The 16,290-nt window shown below is 38.0% G+C and carries 12 protein-coding genes; 4 read left to right on the top strand and 8 right to left on the bottom strand.

Features of this window, described 5'->3' with window-relative positions; genetic code table 11:
- Positions 1 to 159: 159 nt before the first annotated feature.
- From F886_RS15660 to efp, 3 genes are all read right to left on the bottom strand, one after another.
- On the bottom strand, positions 160 to 465 hold the full coding sequence (locus F886_RS15660; RefSeq protein WP_004790909.1) for a YbdD/YjiX family protein: 306 nt from the start codon (positions 463 to 465) through the stop codon (positions 160 to 162).
- On the bottom strand, positions 465 to 2,561 hold the full coding sequence (locus F886_RS15665; RefSeq protein WP_005307262.1) for a carbon starvation CstA family protein: 2,097 nt from the start codon (positions 2,559 to 2,561) through the stop codon (positions 465 to 467). The genes F886_RS15660 and F886_RS15665 overlap by 1 nt, the downstream gene beginning before the upstream one ends.
- 164 nt (positions 2,562 to 2,725) lie before the next feature.
- Positions 2,726 to 3,295, bottom strand: coding sequence for an elongation factor P (gene efp, locus F886_RS15670; RefSeq protein ID WP_004790907.1), 570 nt, complete (start codon positions 3,293 to 3,295; stop codon positions 2,726 to 2,728).
- Positions 3,296 to 3,368: 73 nt separating this feature from the next.
- On the opposite strand from efp, the gene epmB reads away from it, so the two are divergent.
- From epmB to F886_RS15685, 3 genes are read left to right on the top strand one after another with little or no spacing between them, the layout of a single operon-like run.
- Entirely contained in the window at positions 3,369 to 4,385 is a 1,017-nt protein-coding gene (gene epmB, locus F886_RS15675) for an EF-P beta-lysylation protein EpmB (protein ID WP_005307267.1), read from the top strand.
- A 15-nt stretch (positions 4,386 to 4,400) separates the two neighbouring features.
- Positions 4,401 to 6,146, top strand: coding sequence for a hypothetical protein (locus F886_RS15680; protein WP_005307270.1), 1,746 nt, complete (start codon positions 4,401 to 4,403; stop codon positions 6,144 to 6,146).
- Positions 6,143 to 8,254 (top strand): EAL domain-containing protein, encoded by a 2,112-nt coding sequence (locus F886_RS15685; RefSeq protein WP_081402288.1) that lies wholly within the window; start codon positions 6,143 to 6,145, stop codon positions 8,252 to 8,254. The genes F886_RS15680 and F886_RS15685 overlap by 4 nt, the downstream gene beginning before the upstream one ends.
- Positions 8,255 to 8,317: 63 nt before the next feature.
- Here the strand turns inward: F886_RS15685 and rpmE are convergent, their stop codons facing one another.
- The 4 genes from rpmE to F886_RS15705 form a co-directional block, all read right to left on the bottom strand.
- Positions 8,318 to 8,542, bottom strand: a complete 225-nt coding sequence (gene rpmE, locus F886_RS15690) for a 50S ribosomal protein L31 (protein WP_004652835.1) — start codon at positions 8,540 to 8,542, stop codon at positions 8,318 to 8,320.
- A 195-nt stretch (positions 8,543 to 8,737) separates the two neighbouring features.
- Positions 8,738 to 9,709: a bile acid:sodium symporter family protein gene (locus tag F886_RS15695; protein WP_171056844.1), complete on the bottom strand. Its 972-nt coding sequence runs from the start codon at positions 9,707 to 9,709 to the stop codon at positions 8,738 to 8,740.
- A 132-nt stretch (positions 9,710 to 9,841) separates the two neighbouring features.
- Entirely contained in the window at positions 9,842 to 10,243 is a 402-nt protein-coding gene (gene gloA / locus F886_RS15700) for a lactoylglutathione lyase (RefSeq protein WP_005307276.1), read from the bottom strand.
- A 21-nt stretch (positions 10,244 to 10,264) separates the two neighbouring features.
- Entirely contained in the window at positions 10,265 to 12,439 is a 2,175-nt protein-coding gene (locus F886_RS15705; protein WP_005307279.1) for an AmpG family muropeptide MFS transporter, read from the bottom strand.
- A gap of 165 nt (positions 12,440 to 12,604) precedes the next feature.
- On the opposite strand from F886_RS15705, the gene F886_RS15710 reads away from it, so the two are divergent.
- Complete coding sequence (locus F886_RS15710; RefSeq protein WP_005307281.1) at positions 12,605 to 15,223, top strand: Lon protease family protein; 2,619 nt, start codon at positions 12,605 to 12,607, stop codon at positions 15,221 to 15,223.
- Positions 15,224 to 15,273: 50 nt separating this feature from the next.
- On the opposite strand, the gene F886_RS15715 is transcribed toward F886_RS15710, so the two are convergent.
- On the bottom strand, positions 15,274 to 16,203 hold the full coding sequence (locus tag F886_RS15715; RefSeq protein WP_005307284.1) for a LysR family transcriptional regulator: 930 nt from the start codon (positions 16,201 to 16,203) through the stop codon (positions 15,274 to 15,276).
- Positions 16,204 to 16,290 lie beyond the last annotated feature (87 nt).

Genomic DNA, 16,290 nt, shown 5'->3' on the forward strand with positions numbered 1-16,290 from the left:
AGCATCATATTCATTTTTCAGAAGCAAAACAAGTGATTTTCAATTGAAAAAAATACAAATGAGCAGACTTTAAGCAACCTTTTTTCATTTTCCAAAAAAAGAAAAACGGTACATGGTTTAACCACATACCGTTTTGTTTAGCTGAATATCAAGCTCAACTTAACAAGGACATTTCTTTAAAGTACCGCCTGCCGATGGATAACGGGCATCGACACAATGACGATAGAAAGTCTTTGCATCCATTGGTGTTAAATCAGGATGATGAGCTTTCATGTGCTCCACATAAGTCTGATAGTCTGGCACGCCAACCATCAGTCGAAAGCTTTGCTGCAAACGCTGCCACAAGGTTGCAATACGCGACCAGTTCTTTGGAGAAAGCAACAGCTCTTTTTGTGAGAGCACTGTCATTTTGATAATTTTCGCAATAATGACAGTTCCATTTTTTGCAAATTTAAAATTCATCACTACTCTCCTCGTGGGGTGACCACTTCCGGATCAGCATATACGGCAGGCGCTTCATTTACAGTTGGTTTCGGGCTTGCTAAAGCACGGCGTATAATACCAATTGAAGCAATTACCATCACAATCGCAACGATCATAAAGAAACCACAAAGCACAGCATTAATCTGATTCGACATCACAATGTTTTGCATTTCAGCAATACTTTTAGCTGGTTTAATAATTTCACCACGAGCAATCGCATCAGAGACCTTATGTGCTTGCGCTAAGAAACCAATCTTAGGATTTTCGTGGAAAATCTTTTGCCAACCCGCAGTCATACAGGTCACGAATAAGAAAATTGTTGGGATGATTGTCACCCAAACATATTTTTCTTTTTTCATTTTAAACAAAATGACTGTACCCAAAATGAGTGCCATTGAAGCCAACATTTGGTTACCAACACCAAATAAAGGCCATAAGGAGTTAACACCACCGAGTGGATCAATCACACCTTGATAGACGAAGAAGCCCCATCCACCGACTGCAACCGCAGTACCGACCAAGTTACCAAAGAATGAACCTGATGCTTTAACCGCAGGAATAACAATACCAACCGTGTCTTGCACCATGAAACGGCAAGCACGTGTACCCGCATCTACAGCAGTTAAAATGAATAACGCTTCAAATAAAATCGCAAAGTGATACCAGAACGCCATCATTGAACGGCTATTGAAAATTTCCGAAATGATATGTGCCATACCAATCGCAAAGGTAGGTGCACCACCCGTACGCGATAAAATCGAAGATTCTCCGACTTCCTGTGCCAACACAGTTAACATTTCAGGAGTAACGACAAAGCCTAAATTACGCACAGCTTCTGCCGCAGTTTCTACAGTTGTACCCAGTACAGCTGCAGGTGCATTAATTGCAAAGTACACACCTGGGTCTAAGACAGTTGCACAGATCATCGCCATAATACCGACGAATGATTCCATGAGCATACCGCCATAACCAATCACACGAATATCCGCTTCGTTATCGACGAGTTTTGGTGTTGTACCACTTGATACAAGCGCATGGAAACCAGAAATCGCACCACAGGCAATGGTAATAAATAGGAATGGGAATAAGCTACCCGAGAAAACAGGGCCAGTACCGTCAATAAAATGAGTCACTGCTGGCATTTTCAGTTCAGGTAATGCAATGATAATACCGACTGCTAAACCGAGAATTACACCAATTTTAAGGAATGTTGATAGATAATCACGTGGCGCTAACAATAACCAGACAGGTAAGACTGAGGCGATAAAACCATAAATGATTAAGCACCATGTAAGCTGTGTTCCTGTTAAGGTGAAAAACTCACCCCAGTAAGGATCTGCTGCAACATGTCCACCGTAAACAATTGCAAGCATCATTAAGACGAAGCCAATAATCGAAACTTCAGCAATACGTCCCGGACGAATAAAACGCATGTAAACGCCCATAAATAATGCAATTGGAATAGTTGCTGCAATCGTGAAAACACCCCATGGACTATGGGCAAGTGCTTTAACCACAACTAAAGCCAATACCGCTAGGATAATAATCATTACCCCAAGCGCACCAAGCATTACAACGATACCAGCAAAAGAACCCAGTTCCTGTTTTGCCATTTCACCAAGCGAACGACCGTCTCGACGCGTTGAAATAAATAAAACTAAGAAGTCTTGTACTGCACCCGCGACAACCACACCGACCAGTAGCCAGATTGTCCCTGGTAAAAAACCCATTTGTGCAGCCAAAATTGGCCCGACTAATGGCCCCGCTCCCGCAATTGCAGCGAAGTGGTGACCAAAAAGTACATATTTATTGGTGGGAACATAATCCAGACCATCGGCTAAACGGTGGGCTGGGGTTAAACGTCTTGGGTTTAATTCAAATACTTTAGTTGCAATAAATAGACTATAAAATCGATATGCGATGCTATATACACATGCTGCAGCCAGTACAAGCCAAACCGCATTAACATGTTCACCACGACTGAGTGCCAGCATCCCAAAAGAAATTGCACCTATAATTGCCACTAGGCTCCAGACCAGCTTGGAGGGAAGCGTAGATTTCGCTTGCATTGTGTCCATTCTTAACCTCTCAATAAATAACTACAGCATTTTTATATTGTTATGTACTGTTCTATCAAATCCTTGTGACTGTACTCCTCCTTTAATTTTTTTCCTCTTATACTTTCGCATAAAAAAAGGGATGATTTACATCATCCCTTCGATAATAGTGTATTTTTTAACTATTATGCACGCTCTAAATAATCGCCAGTACGAGTATCTACACGAACGCTTTCTTCTTGCTGAACAAATAACGGAACACGAACAACCGCACCTGTTTCAAGCTTAGCTGGTTTACCGCCACCGCCAGATGTATCACCGCGTACGCCTGGATCAGTTTCAACAATTTTTAATACAACGAAGTTCGGTGGGTTTACTGTTAAAGGTACGCCGTTGAACAACATAATCGTACATTTTTCATTTGAATCGTCTTTTAACCATTTTGCAGCATCGCCCATTGCAGTTTTGTCTGCAGCGATTTGCTCAAAAGATACAGGATCCATGAAATTCCACATTTCACCATCGTTGTATAGGTATTCCATTTCAACTTCAACAATATCAGCAGCTTCTAAAGAGTCACCTGATTTGAAAGTTTTTTCTAATACTTTACCAGTTTTAAGGTTACGTAATTTTACACGGTTGAACGCTTGACCTTTACCTGGTTTTACATATTCGTTTTCCATGATTGAACATGGGTTACCATCAAGCATAACCTTAAGGCCTGCTTTAAAATCATTTGTAGAATAATAGGCCATGAAAGGCACACTCCAAACTTAACAAGTCAACTATGCGATATAATGCGTTGTTGCATTATCTTAATCGTGTCAAATGATAAACTATTTATACCAAGAGCAAAACTGGCAATCACAACTGAGTGACCTTATTACTGATCCGTCGGAGTTGCTAAGCCTACTCGAGTTATCCTCTGATCAGCTATTATCAGGTGCGATTCTGGCTTCTGAACAGTTTAAATTGCGTGTTCCTCGCGCGTTCGTCGGAAAAATGAACGCTAAAAACCCTTTTGACCCGCTTTTGCTACAGGTTTTACCTCATCATTTAGAACTTGAAGAACATCCTGAATTTGTAACAGACCCTTTGGGTGAAGAAGCAGCAAATCAATTACCCGGTGTATTACATAAATATAAATCACGTTTTTTACTGACTTTGACGGGTGCTTGTGCCGTACATTGCCGTTATTGTTTCCGTCGTCATTTCCCCTATCAAGAAAATTTACCGAAAAATGATGATTGGCTAAATATTAAAAATTACATTGAAGCGAATCCGCACATTAATGAAATCATTTTAAGTGGTGGAGACCCTCTTACGCTTTCTAACCGTAAATTCGCACTTTGGCTAGAACGTTTATCATCTCTCAAACAAATTAAGATTCTGAGAATTCATTCACGAGTTCCAATTGTGATTCCAAACCGGATCGACGAAGAGCTGATTTCTTTATTAAAAAACAGTAGGCTGCGTATAGTTCTGGTGGTACACTCAAACCACGCTTCTGAACTCGATGACTTTACCTGTTCAAAATTGTTGCAGTTATCTGCCGAGCACATTACTGTACTTAATCAGGCAGTATTGCTTAAAGGCGTTAATGATTCTGCACAGACATTAATTGATTTAAGTTATCGTTTATTTGAAGCTCGCGTTATGCCTTATTACTTACATGTTTTAGATAAAGTAAAAGGTGCACAACATTTTGATTTAATACCATCTGAGATAGATGATATATATCGTGATGTGTTAGCGAACCTACCGGGGTATTTGGTTCCTAAACTCGTCAGGGAAATTGCGGGCGAAAAGAATAAAACACCGCTTTTTGGGGCAACAACATTTTGAGTTATATAATAAGTGATGATGAATAATGCACTATCGGACATTTTTCACAATCAAACCGAACTCACTCGTGAGCGGTTAAGCTTTTGTGAAGCCAATATTAAAGATCTTAATGAATGGGTCACTACCCTTTCTATTATGCAACTCGGCGATACGTCAAAAGCATTATTCACCGCCATTTTAGAACTCAATGAATTAAAATGTAGTGAAACCTTACGTTTTGATCTTATACAAACGCTTCATCCCACCATTAATAACGTTCTTGCGAGTCTAGAAAAAAACTTTTTTAACCAAGGTGTGATTAGTACAGACCGTAACGAACATATTATTGAGTTAGCGATGTTGATGCGTTGCTATTTCGCCAGTATTTATTTAAATATTGCACAAAATAGCCATGGGCAATTACAGCATCAAAAGTTTTCTCTATTTGCCTATAAGCAAAAAAAGAATTTGCAAACGGCACGTACCTTATCAACTTTTCATGCACTGCAACAATTAACGAGTCTCTTATATCAGCAGCATATGCTCTATAGTGAGCCTCTTAAAGGACAGTGGCTGATTGCACATCAGCTCTACGAAACCGCTGTTCAACATAAATATCATCTCATCAATATTAATCATATTCAGGGTATCCACCACCCTCTAGCAAATATTACCCAAGCTTATGCTCAGCTAATTTTGCTCGATATTTTAAATACGAACCAGATTCGCCAATCAGAAATTCAAGCCTTATTTCAATGTAGTTTTGACTGGGCAAGAATGATTCAAATTTTGCCGAAAGATACTGCCTTAACTAAATATGTGGTTGACCCAAGTAAAGACCATCCGCCAGTCTATAACACCAAACGTAGTTCTAACTTTAGCCCAAGCATTTTTATAGGCACACAAGCTTTACTTGAGCATGTCACTGCAACCATGCATAAAAATGCGCAATATATTTCTAAAAATGAAAAGTTTTATTTAAGCCCAGCTTTAAAGTTTCATGTTCAAACAATTTTGGGTACGACGGCTCAACGCCGTCATGAACGTTATGAGTACAATGCCGAACTACAAATTTGCTTTGGTTTAAGTACGGCTCATTTCTATCTAGCGAAAGCAAAAAACTTTGAAGAAACGCTACAACTTAACAATAATTACAACTTACAAAGTGAGTCTAAAGTTTTATCCAATTTAGAGAAAAAAGAACAACAAACCACATCCTATCAACGCCTAAGTCGTGAAAGCAAAACCATTTATCAAACCACTGTTCTCGATATTAGTGTCAATGGATATCGTATTAAATGGTCTGGGGAAGCACCGAAAAATCTAAGAACCGGTGAATATATTTTAGTTAAAGAAACTTTGCATGGACAATGGCGCGGTGGCGTAATCCGCTGGATTAAACAGTCGACAGAAAAATCTCTAGAGTTAGGTCTAGAAATTTTGTCACAGGCGATGTTCCCTTGTGCAGTGCATATTCAAGCTGAGCGTCATACACGCAATTATCATCCTGCACTATTACTACAAACACAAAATCTAGAAGAAATACAAAATACGTTGATTTTACCGGGGTCACAAATTTTTAGAGAGCAACAAACAATTCATTTACGATTGGGGACAGAAGAAATCAAAGTGTATCTACTCAAAGCACAACTCATTACTCAAAGTTTTATTCAATTTCATTTCGAGCTTCTGAATGAGCAGCAACAAAATCTGCTTGATCAGTTCATGATGAAAAAGAATAGCAACTCTAGCAGTCAAGATTTATGGGAAGCACTAAAGTGAGAAACTCTTTATTATCTAAAAAGTTAAAACGTACTGAAACACGTTTACTCATTATTGATGACAACCAGCTACGTTATAACCAGATTTTAAATTTATTATTGGGGAATAATTATCAAGTTCATGCGTTATTACTTGATGATCTAAAAAGTTTCGAAAAACAGTTAAATACGCCTTGGGATGCTATTATTTTTGGTCGTGCTTATGACCTAAAAATTGAACAAACACTCTCCCTTATTCAAGCATCTGAGCAGCCAGATTTACCTGTTTTATTATTGCAACCTGAAGATTATCAACCTCAGCAATATCAAGCCTATATTCATAAAGGTATCTATGACGTAGTTCCATTAGAGCCATTAGATTATTTTTATATCACGCTTATTCGGACCTTGTCGTATAGCCACTTATTGCAAACTGAACAACGCCTGACCAATGAATTGGAAACTATTCATTCTCATACACAAACATTGGTTAATAACAGTCATAAAGCAGTTGCCCTCTTTCAAGAAGGCATGCACGTTAAGGCAAATACAGAATACCTCAACCTTTTTGGCTTTAAGCAAGAAGAAGAGATTATCGGCCTGCCCATCTTAGATGTTTTACAACCCAATGATTTAAATATTTTTAAACAAAGATTTAAGAAGATTTCATTAGGTCAATTTGATCAGGCCCGTTTTGAAATCCAGAGTCAACATGCAGCAATTTCAGGTAATAATGCTTTAAAACTTGAATTTATTCCGAGTCAAGAAGAAGACGCCGTACAGTTAACCATTGACTATCAACTGGATTTACAAACACCTGCAAATACAGCATTTTCTGAAAAAAGTTACGGGTCCACTGCGCCTTGGCAACAAATTAATCGACAACTATCAACACACCCTGCTCAAGCAAATGCATTGGTTTTATTCAGACTAAATCAGTGCCCAGAACGAGTGTTTCAACTAGACTGGCAAACACCAGGGCAATATTTTAATCAGCTGCAAAGTTTTCTGAAAGAACAGGCTCAAATGCCGATTTTCAATCTTGAACTTGGAGCCTATCTTGGCGTTTTGCAAGCCGAAAACAGTACAGTCCTTAACTCCCAATTGGCTAGTCTGCAAAGTTTGCAAAAAGAGCATTTATTAACAGTTAATGAACTTAATTACTCAGTACAATTCAAACTGAGTTATGTGCAAATTACAGAACCATTAAATGAAGCTAGCTTTGCAAAGCTTCTTGATCACACAAATCAGCAAGCCTTACCTAAAGCCAAGCCAGAAATTGAGATAACGCCAACAATCGATCTTATCCCTTCTGAACCTATCAGCTCGTCTCTGTCACTTGATTTAAGCCTTCATGATGTTGATGCTCCAATGCCCTCACCGTTATTGCAGCAGTTAAAGCAACAGCTAGCACGGGGTGAAATTCATTTAAAATATCAGCAGATTTATGATAAGCATGATCAAGAAACCCATAACTACGAAGTGACGAGTGGTTTTATTGCAGATGAACAGTGGCATGATTTAAATGATTTAGCCGCTTTGCGAGATGATAGTGAACTTTCGATTCAATTAGACCGTTGGATTTTGGTCGAGGCTTGCAAGCAGCTACATAATTTCATTACGCAGTACCCGAAAGCCAAGCTGATTATTAACTTGAATATTGATATCTTACTCAAAGATAAATCAGCCCCTGAACTCATTTCGAAATTACTCACCATTATTGGTAGTAAGCAAGAAAGCCCGTTGATTTTACAATTTTCAGAGCAAGCGATTCAGCCACATCTTGCAATTGCACAGCAACTTATAGCCCGCCTACGTCAACACGGCGCAGAAATTTCAATTCGGGATTTCACATCTTCTATGTATAGTGAATCGATATTGCAACAACTTGATGTTCAATATTTAAAATTGCAATCGAAGAAGACAGAGCTATTAAATTCAGATGCTGGTTTAGCGCAATTACAAGAAAAGATTCTAAACTATTTGACTGTAAAACCTGTTGGGATTTTACTTGCCGATCTTAATGATATGAACTTATTTGCTAACGCTTGGAATGTGGAAGCACGTTTCTTACAAGGTCGTTATTTCCAGAAACGACTTGATCGATTAACAGACGTACAAGACCAATAATGCTCTTGTCGTTCATAAACAAAAAACGGGCATAAAGCCCGTTTTTTGTTTCGTTTTTCAGTATTAACGCTTGATAGAGCGAGACATACCAGAGAAACGTTGTTTGAATTTGTCGATACGACCACCAGTGTCTACATTCTTTTGCTTACCAGTGTAGAAAGGGTGGCAAGCTGAACATACGTCAAGGTAGATAGTTTCTTTACCTAAAGCAGAACGAGTTTCGATTACGTTACCGCAAGAACAAGTTGCAACTAATTTTTCATATTTTGGGTGAATATCGGCGCGCATCGTCGATTACTCCTAATTGTAGAAAGGCTTAAGCTGCCATCGCAATTGATCACTCTCAATATAAATCGAGGAAAGCTCAAAATGAGCAGATCAACACCACAACAGACCATTCTTTTGGCCCACCGAAACCTCTAGGGTTAGAGCTAAGCACAACAAGTGGACAAGATTATACGCCAAATATTTTTTATTTGCGAATTAATCTTTAGATTTAGCCCAGTAATTTGCAATTACCCCACAAACCATTAATTGGATTTGGTGAAAGATCATAATAGGCAACACAATCATGCCTAAAGGCTGACCAATAAATAAGATTTGCGCCATCGGCACACCACTTGCCAACGTCTTTTTTGAGCTACAAAAGAAAACCGTGACTTGATCTGCTCGGTTAAATCCAAAAGCACGAGGTAGATACAGTGCTAATAACATAATAACCGTTAAAAGAACTGAACAAGCAACCACTAAAATAAGCAAGGTTTTCCAGTTTACCTGATGCCAAAGACCTGCAACCACTGCCCCACTGAACGCGCCATACACCACCATCAAAATCGAGCCTTGATCGAATGCTTTAACAATACTTGGAACTTTTGCCATATAAGGAAAAATATAAGGACGTAATATTTGCCCTAAAATAAATGGCACTAACAGCAACAATGTAATTTGTATAATTGAAGCAGTCGGATCGAACCCATGTTGACTTTGGCCTAAAATAAAAAAGCTCACCAACACTGGTGTAATAAACATACCAATCAAATTGGAAAAAGATGCGCTACAGACCGCGCCAGCGACATTCCCTTTTGCAACTGATGTAAATGCAATAGAAGATTGAACTGTAGAGGGTAAAAAGCACATAAACAGAAAACCCCAGTACAGCTGCTGGCCGAGTAGAGGTAACAGAATCGGTTTAGCTAACAAACCAAGCACGGGGAAAATAAAAAAAGTAAATGCGAAAACAAGTAAATGCATTTTCCAATGCAAAACGCCTTCAATTACAGCCTCACGGGACAGCTTTGCACCATGCAAAAAGAATAAAATTGCAATCGCGACAGTAGTCAGTGTATTGAAATATTGCGCTGCTTGACCACTGACTGGAAAAAATGTTGCTAGCAGTACCATTCCAACTAACAAAATTGTAAATCGATCAAGTGCCAATAACTTCAACATAGCCACATCCTATGATTATTTTAGATAATAAAAAACCCAGTTGATAAATTGACCATCTGGTCAAGCGTTCATCATACTGGGCTAAAAAAATAAAGCTAGACTTTTAAGACCTAAATCTTAAAGTGTCATAGTCAATTTTTAGTTATTTGTCGCATTAGCATCTTGTTGAATCAACTCTATTTTATAACCATCTGGATCTTCAACAAATGCAATAACGGTAACACCACCTTTCATTGGGCCCGCTTCACGCACAACTTTGCCACCACGTGCTTTAATTTCTTCACACGCTTTATAGGCATCGTCAACACCAATCGCAATATGACCATAGGCATTGCCTAACTCATAACTTGATGTATCCCAGTTGTGGGTAAGCTCAAGCACAGTATTGGTTTCTTCATCACCGTAACCAACAAATGCCAGTGTAAAGCGCCCTTCTTCATAATCACGCTTACGAAGTAACTTCATTCCTAATACTTCGGTATAGAACTTTAAAGATTGTTCTAAATTGCCTACTCGCAACATTGTATGAAGCATTCGCATATATTATCTCCTAGGAAACTTTTATTTTGATGATTGATTAGCCAACAACTTACCTACCCAAATCACGAGTAATAAAATTGGTAATCCCATCAAAAATGTAGCCGTAAAAAAGCCTGAATAACCGATATGATTCACTATTGTACCTGAGTAACCACCAATCGTTTTTGGTAACAACAGCATTAGCGAGCTAAAAATAGCATATTGCATGGCAGTAAATGACACACTCGTTAAACTAGAAAGAAATGCAATAAAAACTGCCCCAGCTAATCCAGAGGCTAAGTTATCAAATATGATGCCCATTACTAACCAAACTTTGCTATAAGGAACAACTACTTTTCCTTTCAATTCAATATCAATATTTTTATCAATCGGAATCGCAGGAATATCAGATAAACTCATACGATAACGAGGCTGATTCTTTTCTAGTTGCTTTTGATAAGAATGATTTAAAGTTAAAGTATGCAATTGCTTATTAGCTTCATAATTTGCTACTACTTGTATTGAATTAAGTTTAGCAAGATCATTTCCAGGAATAATAACACTCCAATCATTATCTTTAATCTTACCTTCTATTTTATCTTTTGAATTCAATAAAATACCAACCGATTTTAGTTCACTATTTTTAGGCAGATTCAATAAACTACCATGAAGAATTACATCTTTTTTCAGCTCATCTTTATATAAAAGATTATCTCCACCAATTGCTTGAATATAAATATCTGGTTGTGATTCTGAGCTAAATAGTTTTAATGGAAGGTTTATCTTTAAGGGTTCAGTATATCCCACAGGCTGAGAATCAATTGAGACTTTATTCTGAGCTGTTGTTAATGTATTACTTGGGAATTTTAATGACCAATTTCCTACTTCATCAGGGCTTGTAGTATAAGTTTGATCCCCAATATGAACCTGAACATTTTGCATAGTGGCACCAGACTTAACTAATCCAACAAAAATCAAGTTAGTAGTGCTTGCTAAAATTGCTCCTAAGAACATCATTTTCATCACATTATAGCGTTGTGCTAACATTCCTCCGAGGAAACCACCCAATATGACAAAGAAAATTGCAAAAAACTTATTAAACCAAGCAATTTCTTCTTTATCAAAATTTAAGTCTAAATAGAATAAATTAGCCATTACACCAGCAACGACATCTGAAATACGATAAAACCCTATTAACAATAAAATTGCTAAAGCAACTTTTAATCCATATCGTTTAAAGAAATCTAATAAAGGTGACAACCATGTTTCTACAACAATTTTTTTATTAATTAGACCAAATTTAATTAAACCTAGAATTACAACAACAGCAATTAATATACTAATTAAAAATTTAACAACTAAAAGTAAAAAACTTAAAAAAGCATCTTCGATAGAAAATGAATCAAAAATTAAACCGATTTGATAAAAACTAATTCCAAAAACGATGGTTGAAATAACAAAAACCGCAAATAACTGAAAATAATCTTTAGCTTGATAGTGATGTTGAATACGCTTAACTTGAGGCTCATGAATAAATAATGTTGTAATTATTCCTATACCCATTAGGCAGGCCATTAATAAATATGTAGTTCTCCATGCTTCATATATATAGTTACCAACTGCGGTACCTAGAGAAGCCGCAAATAATAATGCACCTAATTGCGTGATGATTGTAGCAGTACGATATCCAGCATTATAAGTTGAGGCTAAAACAGTTTGTACATTAGGATCTTCAGTTAATTCAATACGGTAAGCATCCACAATAATATCTTGCGTAGCTGAAGAGAAGCCAAGAAAAATAGCCGCTCCTGCCATAATAGTTAGATTTGAAAATGAACCAAAGCCAGAAGTGTTCGGTAATGGATTTGTAAATGCCATTAAACAAATTGCGCAGATAACCAAAATCTGTGCAATTAACAACCAACTACGCCTTAATCCCATTTTTTTTGTTAAATAAGGAAGTGGTAATTTATCTATTAATGGAGCCCAAATAAACTTGAATGAGTAAGCTAACGCTGCCCAAGAGAACATCGTAATAGTACTTCTGTTAATTCCCGCTTCAGTCAACCAGAATGATAAGGTTGAAAAAATTAGAAATATGGGAATTCCTGAGGAAAAGCCTAAAAACAACATAATAATTGCTCGGCGATCCAAGAAGGCCATAAAAGAACTTTTCCACCCTTTTGATTCAGCACTCATTCGTTTTTTATTTTCCATAAATTATAAATGTGCCTATTCAAACCCTTCTTACAATTGCTTTCAAGATTCTTTATGCAAACATTTTTGTTTTGGCGATAAAAACCGCAAGTTTGCTTGATATTTTATGCTAAACCTGTATACCTTTAGGCTTCAACCTTCGTTTTCTTTTGCTGGATATCAACAGTGACACAAAAACTTGATCAAGTGACTATTTCAACTTTATCACTCGCTAAAACAACCACCACAAACGTCACAGTAAATGCATTTCCTTCAGCTTTTGAGCAACCTGATATAAAAATGACCTTAGATAAAACCGTTTTAAAACCTGAACAACTTACACATATCCCCGATTTTGAAAAAATTCCAGCTTCAACTAAACGCATCAAACCTCTTAATAATTTTTTAGGTCAAGATCGTGCCAAAGCATCTGTAGAGGCGGGAATTTCTTTACCCTACTCAGGCTATAACATTTTTGCAGTAGGAACTGCTGGTTTAGGCAAACGTACTATGATTAAACGTTTGTTACAGCAACACGCCAAAACAATGCCAACGCCTGATGACTGGGTGTATGTCTATAATTTCAAACAAGCACGTCAACCTATTGCTCTACGCTTTCCAGCAGGTCAAGGAACTAAGTTTCAACAAGCACATGATCAAACTTGGCAAATTATTTTAAAGCAACTTGAACGCCGTTTCAGTGCAGAGACTTATCACAATCGTATTGAACGTATCCGTCAGGAAACAGGTGATGTACAACAACAAGCGCTTGTTGAACTAACCAAAGAAGGCGAAGAGCTTGATTTAAAACTCATTTCTCGTAATGAGAAACATGGTTTTGTTCCCGTACAAGTCAAAGATGATCAGGTTCAAGAACTTACCCAAACAGATATTGATGCATTAAATAGTAAGCAACGTGCTGAAATTGCGGCCAATATTCGCTATATGGATAAAAAGCTGGATCGCCTTGGTCTACATTTAGGTGATTTAGAAGATGATGCACGCGACAAAGTGTCTGTATTAAATCGGGATATTGCAACGCAAGTTGTTATGCCAAGAATGGAGCTTATTTTAAATAAATATGGTCAAGTGAAAGGACTTGAAGATTATTTAAAACAATATGCCCAAGATATTATTGATAATGTTGAACTGATCTTAGAACAAGATGAAGATGATTTTACTCCATCAATGTTCAATCGTGTTCCAGCACGTTATCAAGCCAATGTGATTGTTTCAAATAAACCAAATAGTGGCGCTCCTGTTATTTTTGAAGACTTCCCAACGCACTATAATTTACTCGGCCACGTTGAACAGCTCACCCATAATGGCACAATTACTACAGATTTCACGCTCATTCGTCCAGGTGCTCTACATCAAGCGAATGGTGGTTTTTTAATGCTTGAGGCCGAGCAATTACTCGAACAGCCTTATGCATGGCAAGGTTTAAAGCGTGCCTTAAAATCAGGCCAACTCAAGTTATCTTCTCTTGAACATATGCTGACGTTAACAGGCTCTATCTCGATAGAACCTGCCGCGGTTCCGCTTGATATTAAAGTGGTTCTTATGGCAGAACCTGAAATTTATTATGAAATTTTAGAAGTAGAACCAGAGCTTGGTAGTGTATTTAAAATTCGTGCAGATTTTACTGATACATTACAACGTAATGACGAAAATGAACAAGCCTACATGCAGCTCATTGCTGACTATGTACAAGCGGATAAATTGCTTCCGTTTGATCGTAGTGCTTTAGCAGCTTTACTTACTGATTCAAGCCGTCAGGCTGAAGACCAAAGTTCACTGTCTTTACATGCTTCAACCCTAGGTGACCTGATTCGCGAAGCACATCATCATGCATTTAAAGCAAATGAGAAGCTAGTAACCGACCAGCACATTAATCTCGCTCTACAACATCGCCAATACCGCTTAGGCTATTTAAGAGAGCTTTACTGGCAAGATCTTTCACGTGGTACACAATTAATCGAAACGTCGGGATACCGTTTAGGTCAAATCAATGCCCTCTCCGTCATTCATTATGCAGATGTTGAGTTTGGTTTACCTTCACGTTTAACGGCATCTGTTTATCAAGGTGGCGGTGATATTCTTGATATTGAACGTAGTGTAGAACTTGGTGGCTCACTCCATGCCAAAGGCGTGCTGCTGATGTCTAGCTTCTTGAAAGCTCACTTTGGTCGTGAACAGATTTTACACTTCTCCGCTGCGCTTGCATTTGAGCAGAGCTATGGTCAAGTTGATGGCGATAGTGCAACTGTTGCCGAGCTTTCCGCGTTGATTTCTGCGATTAGCCAGATACCAATTGATCAATCATGGGCAATTACCGGCTCAATGAACCAATTAGGGCAAGTTCAACCTATTGGCGGCGTAAATGCAAAAATTGAAGGATTCTATGATGCATGTAAGCTACAAGGTCTGACAGGTAAGCAAGGTGTCATTATTCCTCGCCAAAACATGCAGCATTTGATGTTACGTCAAGATGTTATTGATGCTGTTCGCAGCGGTCAATTCCATATACATGCCATTGATACGATTGATCAGGCACTTGAAATTTTGATGGCTCGTCCAGTCGGTACACTCGATAAGAAGGGTAAATACAGCAAAAATTCAATCTATGCGGCAGTAATGGAACAACTTGAATATTGGCAAGCCATTGAAGATGGTGCTGAAATTGAAGAAGAGCCAAAAAAGAAAAAGAAAAATAAGAAAAAAATTAAGAAGCATGAAGAACTTACTGCTGATGATCTGCCACAAGAAAATGCAGAAGAAGTTGCTACATTAAAACAGAAGTAATAAAAAAGGGCCTGTAAATACAGGCCCTTTTTACGTTTAGACTGGCAAAATTAACGAACGATCTGAATCGCTCGTCCTCCTGCTAACTGGCTAAAATATTGTTTAAGTGCTTCAACACAACGTTGAATTTTCATTGGTTGTTGATCATGCTTGGCAACCTCTGCATACAATGTAAACGTTGGTAATTTCCAATCTGGCATGAGTTCAATCAAAGAACCATTTTTTAGTTCTTTCTGAGCATCTAAATATAAAATTCGTGCAATACCATGCCCTTGCTGACATAACGCTTTTGCAACTTGTAAATTATTACTCTGCAAACGGCTTTGCATTTCAATATTGAGCGTTTCACCTGTTTTTACATGTTGAAAATTAAAATGGCGCGAGTCATTCATGACATTAATCGACAACAATTCATGATCTCTTAAATCATTAGGATGCACAATTGGACTAGACTGATTCAGATAACTAGGAGAAGCAATCAAAATTTGATCTACAAAAGCCATCGGAATGATCGAGCTGCTCTCTTCTACAGGAGTAGAGCTCATGCGAACCGCAATATCAATTCGCTCTTCAATTAAATCGATATAACGATGTCCAACTTCGAAATGCACAGATAAACCGCGATGAGCCGACATCCAGTGAGATAATGCAGGAATGAGGTGTTGAACTGCCAAATCAGGAGTTGTCGCAATACGCAAATCCCCGATTAAGTCATCCCTCAATTCATTAATTCTGATTTTTCCCCTTTCAGCCGCCGCCAACATCTCTTGACAGCTTGAAAAAAAAGCCTGTCCGGCTTCTGTCAAACTAAGTTTACGAGTGGAGCGATGTAATAGAGTTACATCCATTTCATGCTCAAGCGAGCGTATCTGCTGACTCACCGCACTTGTTGTAATTCCTAATTCACGTGCCGCACCACTAAATGAACTTTTTTCAACCACACAAGCGAAAACACCCATCGCACGAAGCTGATCTAACATAGGTTTCCTCGAATCTAATTTTAAATTTATAAAAAATGCTTATTGTTGTAATGAAAGCAACCAATTACATTATACGAGGAAACCTAA

Origin of the sequence: Acinetobacter sp. NIPH 542, from assembly GCF_000369825.1 — a bacterium.
Lineage (GTDB): Bacteria > Pseudomonadota > Gammaproteobacteria > Pseudomonadales > Moraxellaceae > Acinetobacter > Acinetobacter oleivorans.

Coding starts and splice junctions, on each gene's coding strand:
- F886_RS15665 (WP_005307262.1), bottom strand. CDS start 2,561: ATGGACACAATGCAAGCGAAATCTACGCTTCCCTCCAAGCTGGTCTGG.
- efp (WP_004790907.1), bottom strand. CDS start 3,295: ATGGCCTATTATTCTACAAATGATTTTAAAGCAGGCCTTAAGGTTATG.
- epmB (WP_005307267.1), top strand. CDS start 3,369: ATGATAAACTATTTATACCAAGAGCAAAACTGGCAATCACAACTGAGT.
- F886_RS15680 (WP_005307270.1), top strand. CDS start 4,401: ATGATGAATAATGCACTATCGGACATTTTTCACAATCAAACCGAACTC.
- rpmE (WP_004652835.1), bottom strand. CDS start 8,542: ATGCGCGCCGATATTCACCCAAAATATGAAAAATTAGTTGCAACTTGT.
- gloA (WP_005307276.1), bottom strand. CDS start 10,243: ATGCGAATGCTTCATACAATGTTGCGAGTAGGCAATTTAGAACAATCT.
- F886_RS15705 (WP_005307279.1), bottom strand. CDS start 12,439: ATGGAAAATAAAAAACGAATGAGTGCTGAATCAAAAGGGTGGAAAAGT.
- F886_RS15715 (WP_005307284.1), bottom strand. CDS start 16,203: ATGTTAGATCAGCTTCGTGCGATGGGTGTTTTCGCTTGTGTGGTTGAA.